This window comes from Trebonia sp., assembly GCF_049794275.1.
In the GTDB taxonomy this organism is placed as follows: domain Bacteria; phylum Actinomycetota; class Actinomycetes; order Streptosporangiales; family Streptosporangiaceae; genus Trebonia.
In genome coordinates this window covers 1-4627 of sequence record NZ_JBARCR010001051.1, presented here as the reverse complement: position 1 = coordinate 4627, position 4627 = coordinate 1, and the positions used below count along the sequence as shown (strand labels likewise).

Here is a 4627-nt window from a genome sequence, read left to right as displayed (position 1 = left end):
GTTCCGGCGAGCACCCCCAGCGGAGCCAGCGTGGGTGACTGAGCGAAGGCCCGCTCGGTGTAGTGGGGGTGGAGGCGAACGCGTTCCCACTCGCCGAAGCCGAGCGGCGCGGGCTTCTCCCAGATCGCGTTCGAGACGCCGACGCGGCCAAGATCGTGCGCAAGCGCGGCGCGACGCAGAAGCGTGACTGTTGTGGGTGGCAGGCCCAGACGCCAGGCCGCCGCCTCGGCGAGCTCGGTCACGTTCGTCTCGCCTGACGAGGCGTTCGTGCTCGGCACCGCGCCGTGCTCGCACACGCCGTGCACGTCGATCGTCCGCACGCTGAACCGGGGCGCCAGCTGGCGCGGGCTGCCCGCGCCGGTCGTGCCGCTCGGCCAGCCGGAAAACGGCCCGGCGGCGGCCGTGTGGGGAATCAGGTTCGCCACGCCGTCGCACGGCTTCGTGTTCGGCACCGGGCTGTGGGAGACCACCGACGGCGGCGAGCAGTGGGCCAAGGCTCCTTCGCCCGCGGGGACGATCCTGTCGCTCGACATCATCGACGGCCAGGTCCTGGCGCTGACCGCGCCCTGCTCCTCGCAGAGCGGATGCGGGACCGCGACCCTGATGCGCCGGCCGGTGGGCGGCGGCGCGTGGCAGTCGGTCACCCAGCTGCACGTCAGGGGCTCGGCGGGGGACTTGATCGCCACGCAGGCCCGCGTCGCCGCGGTCCTCGACGGCACCTCCGTCATCGTGACCGCCAACGGCGGCCTCAGCACCCTCGAGCACGCCACGCCGTGCACCACCCAGGGGGTCACGTACGCGACGTTGGTCGCGGTGACCGGCCCTGACTCGCTCGCGCTGTTGTGCTCCGGGGGTGCGGCCATGGGCTCGGTGGACAAGACCATCTACGTCAGCAGCGACCTCGGCCAGCACTGGACGAAGGCCGGCGCGCCGCCGCGGGGCGGCGACCCGATCTCGCTCGCGGGCGCGACGCCGGGCCAGCTGGTGGTGTCGGCGGCCAGCGGTGCGAGCTGGCTGTACTACTCGGGCAACGGCGCCGCGCAGTGGGGCAGCGCGTACGAGGCGGGCGACGGCGGCGAGGGGTTCAACGACCTCGGGTTCACTACGACCAGCGATGGCGTGGTGGTGTACGGGCCGGCCCTGACCGACGGGAACAGCGAAGGCCGGCCGGGCCGCCTGCTGCTCACCAGCAACGGCGGCGCGAGCTGGCAGGCGGTGAGCTTCTAGCCCTGGCCCGCCGCCGGCCCCAGCTAGGCAGGCCAGGCGTCAGCGAGCACCTTGCGGGTGTCGGCGAGCAGTTGCGGCAGCACCCGGGTGCGGCCGACGACCGGCATGAAGTTCGTGTCGCCGCCCCACCGGGGCACCACGTGCTGGTGCAGGTGGGCGGCGATGCCGGCGCCGGCCACCGAGCCGAGGTTCATCCCGATGTTGAAGCCGTGCGGTCCTGACGCCTCCCGCAGCGCCCGGATCGCGCGGATCGTGAAGTCGCCGAACTCGGCGCTCTCCGCCACGGACAGCTCCGCGTAGTCGGCCACGTGCCGGTACGGGCAGACCAGCACGTGACCGCTGTTGTACGGGTACAGGTTGAGGATCGCGTACACCAGCTCGCCGCGGGCGACGATCAGCGCCTCTTCGTCCGTCAGCGTCGGCGCGACGCAGAACGGGCAGCCCTCGTGCGCGCCGGGCCCGGTCGGCTTGCCGGCCCCCTGGATGTAGGCGAGCCGGTGCGGCGTCCACAGCCGCCCGAACGCGTCGGGCACCCCCGCGCCTGGCAGTGCCGGTTCTTCTCCGGCAGGGGAATCTCCGGCAGGGGAATCGGGAGGCGGCGTCGCGGTCATACCTGGACGCGGTCGCGGACGGCCGTCACGATCTCGGCGACCGCCTCGGCGACCGGGACGCCGTTCTTCTGCGACCCGTCCCGGTACCGGAACGACACCGCTTCCGCGGCCACGTCCGCGTCCCCGGCGATCAGCATGTACGGCACCTTCTGCTGTTGCGCGGTCCTGATCTTCTTCTGCATCCGGTCGTCCGAGTCGTCGACGGTGACCCGGATGCCCTGCTCGCGTAGCATGTCGGCCACCTTCTGCAGGTACGGCACGTGCGCGTCCGAGATCGGGATGCCGGTCACCTGCACCGGCGCCAGCCAGGGCGGGAACGCGCCCGCGTAGTGCTCGAGCAGGATGCCGAAGAACCGCTCGATCGACCCGAACAGCGCCCGGTGGATCATGTACGGCCGCTGCCGCGTCCCGTCGGCCGCCTGGTACTCGATCCCGAACCGGCCCGGCTCCTGGAAGTCCACCTGCAGCGTGGACAGCTGCCAGCGCCGCCCGATGGCGTCCTTCACGTGCACGTCGATCTTCGGCGCGTAGAACGCGCCCTCGCCCTCCGCGACCGTGTACGGCAGCCCGGAGGCGTCAAGCGCGTGCTGCAGCGCCTCCTCCGCGGCCACCCACTCCGCGATCGTGCCGACGTACTTGTCCGGCCGGGTCGACAGCTCGGCCTCGAAGTCGGTCAGCCCGAAGTCCCGCAACAGCCCCACCACGAAGTCGAGCAGCGAGGCGAGCTCGCCGGGGAGCTGCTCGGGGGTGCAGAAGATATGCGAGTCGTCCTGGGTGAACCCGCGCGCCCTGGTGAGGCCGTGCACCACGCCCGACTTCTCGAACCGGTACACGGTGCCGAACTCGAACAGCCGCAACGGCAGCTCCCGGTACGACCGCCCCCGCGACCGGTAGATCAGCACGTGCATCGGGCAGTTCATGGGCTTGGCGTAGTACTCGGCACCTTCCAGCTCCATGGGCGGGAACATGCTTTCCTTGTAAAAGCCCAGGTGACCGGAGGTCTCGAACAGCTCGGCCTTGGTCAGGTGCGGGGTGTTGACGAACTCGTAGCCGGCCTCCTCGTGCCGCCGCCGCGAGTAGTCCTCCATCACCCGCCGGATGATGCCGCCCTTGGGATGGAACACCGGCAGCCCGGACCCGATCTCGTTCGGGAAGGAGAACAGGTCGAGCTCCGCTCCCAGCCGCCGGTGGTCGCGCCGCTCCGCCTCGGCGAGCATGGTGAGGTAGTCGTCCTGCGCGGCGCGGGTCTCCCACGCGGTGCCGTAGATCCGCTGCAGCTGGGGGTTCTTCTCGCTGCCCCGCCAGTAGGCGCCGCCGGTGCGCAACAGCTTGAAGGCCGGGATCGCCCTGGTCGACGGCACGTGCGGCCCGCGGCAGAGGTCCTTCCAGAGAACGGCGCCGGTCTTCGGGTCCAGGTTGTCGTAGATGGTCAGCTCGGGGCCGCCCACCTCGACCGACTCCTCGGCGTCGGCCGCGGGCGAGCCCTTGAGCCCGATGAGCTCCAGCTTGTACGGCTCGGACTTGAGCTCGTCGCGCGCCTCGGCGTCGGTCACGACCCGCCGGGAGAACAGCTGGCCCTGTTTGACGATCTCCCGCATCCGCGCCTCGATCGCCTTCAGGTCGTCGGGCAAGAACGGCCTGGACACGTCGAAGTCGTAGTAGAACCCGTTCTCGACCGGCGGGCCGATGCCGAGGCGGGCCTGCGGGAACCGGTCCTGCAGGTCCTGCACCGCCTGCGCCAGTACGTGCGCGGTGGAGTGCCGCAAGATGGCGTGGCCCTCGTCGGAGGAGTTGACGATGGGCTCGACCTCGTCGCCGTCGGCGAGCACGTGCGCGAGGTCGCGCGGCACGCCGTTGACCCGCGCGGCGATGACCCCAGGGCCCCCGTCGAGGGCAGCACCCGCCGTCGTCCCGGCCTCGGTCACAAGCTCGCGGCCGGCGAGGGTGATCCGAAGCTGCTGGCTGGACACGGTGGGGCTCCTTTGACGTCGGGACAGGTCCGTTACCCGATGCTATCGGTGCGCGGAAGTGAAAGCGCGCGAGTATCAAGCCTGCCTGCCCGCGCCGGGAGCCCCGTTCGGCGCTAGGCCGGAAGGTAGGTCAGCACCAGTACGCCGTCCGGCCCGACCGGCTGGCTGCTCGCGAGGGTGAACCGGGTCAGCGGCGCGCCATCGAACAGCCGCTGCCCGCTGCCCAGCACGACAGGGAACACCATCAGCCGGACCTCGTCCACCAGCCCGCGCTCGAGCAGCCCGCGCACCAGGGCGCCGCTGCCCGCGACCAGCAAGATCCCTGGGTGGGACTCCCGCACGCGGGCCACGTCGTCGATGCCGATGACCGTGGAGTTGTTCCACTCCGCCTTCTCCAGCGTGGCGGAGACCACGTACTTCGGCATCGAGTTCATCCGGTCGGCGAAGCCCACGTCGTCGGTCACCGACGGCCACGCCGCGGCGAACCCCTCGTACGTCACCCGGCCGAGCAGCTGCGCCTCGGCGGCCATGTGCTCGTCGAACTTGAACCTGTCCCCGTCCGCGCCGCGGTTGAACCTGAACGTCCACCCGGCGTGCTCGAAGTCCCCCACCGGTCCCGGCGATTCGAACACGCCGTCCAGCGAGAGGAACTCGGTCACCACGATCCTGCCCATGTGCCGCCTCCTCAGCCCGTCACCTGGCTCTGTAGACGCCGCTTCGCCAGGTAAATCATCGAGATCATCCAGAACGGGCCCGTGGTGACTACTGACCAGGATTGGCGTAGACGCGGTCCGGGTGCACGAAGACGGCGGTGCGCCG

Annotated in this window: 5 protein-coding genes; 1 reads left to right on the top strand and 4 read right to left on the bottom strand. The window is 71.0% G+C overall.

Going from position 1 to position 4627, the window contains the following annotated elements:
* Window positions 1-242, bottom strand: a 242-nt coding sequence (locus WA805_RS26310; RefSeq protein ID WP_425243694.1) for an HD domain-containing protein, incomplete at its 3' end; no start/stop codon positions are given.
* 25 nt (window positions 243-267) lie between these two features.
* Here WA805_RS26310 and WA805_RS26305 point away from each other — a divergent pair.
* A complete protein-coding gene (locus tag WA805_RS26305; RefSeq protein WP_425243693.1) occupies window positions 268-1227 on the top strand; it encodes a WD40/YVTN/BNR-like repeat-containing protein in 960 nt (319 codons plus the stop codon).
* Window positions 1228-1250: 23 nt separating this feature from the next.
* Here WA805_RS26305 and WA805_RS26300 read toward each other — a convergent pair whose 3' ends face one another.
* From WA805_RS26300 to WA805_RS26290, 3 genes are all read right to left on the bottom strand, one after another.
* Window positions 1251-1838 (bottom strand): HIT family protein, encoded by a 588-nt coding sequence (locus tag WA805_RS26300; protein WP_422281910.1) that lies wholly within the window; start codon window positions 1836-1838, stop codon window positions 1251-1253.
* The gene (thrS, locus tag WA805_RS26295) at window positions 1835-3808 is read right to left on the bottom strand and encodes a threonine--tRNA ligase (RefSeq protein WP_422323402.1); all 1974 of its coding nucleotides are present in this window, start codon (window positions 3806-3808) and stop codon (window positions 1835-1837) included. The genes WA805_RS26300 and thrS overlap by 4 nt, the downstream gene beginning before the upstream one ends.
* Before the next feature lie 113 nt (window positions 3809-3921).
* Window positions 3922-4482: a dihydrofolate reductase family protein gene (locus WA805_RS26290; RefSeq protein WP_422275546.1), complete on the bottom strand. Its 561-nt coding sequence runs from the start codon at window positions 4480-4482 to the stop codon at window positions 3922-3924.
* Window positions 4483-4627 lie beyond the last annotated feature (145 nt).

Excerpts from the sequence above, each read along its gene's own strand:
- WA805_RS26300 (WP_422281910.1), bottom strand. The coding sequence starts at position 1,838 with ATGACCGCGACGCCGCCTCCCGATTCCCCTGCCGGAGATTCCCCTGCC.
- WA805_RS26290 (WP_422275546.1), bottom strand. The coding sequence starts at position 4,482 with ATGGGCAGGATCGTGGTGACCGAGTTCCTCTCGCTGGACGGCGTGTTC.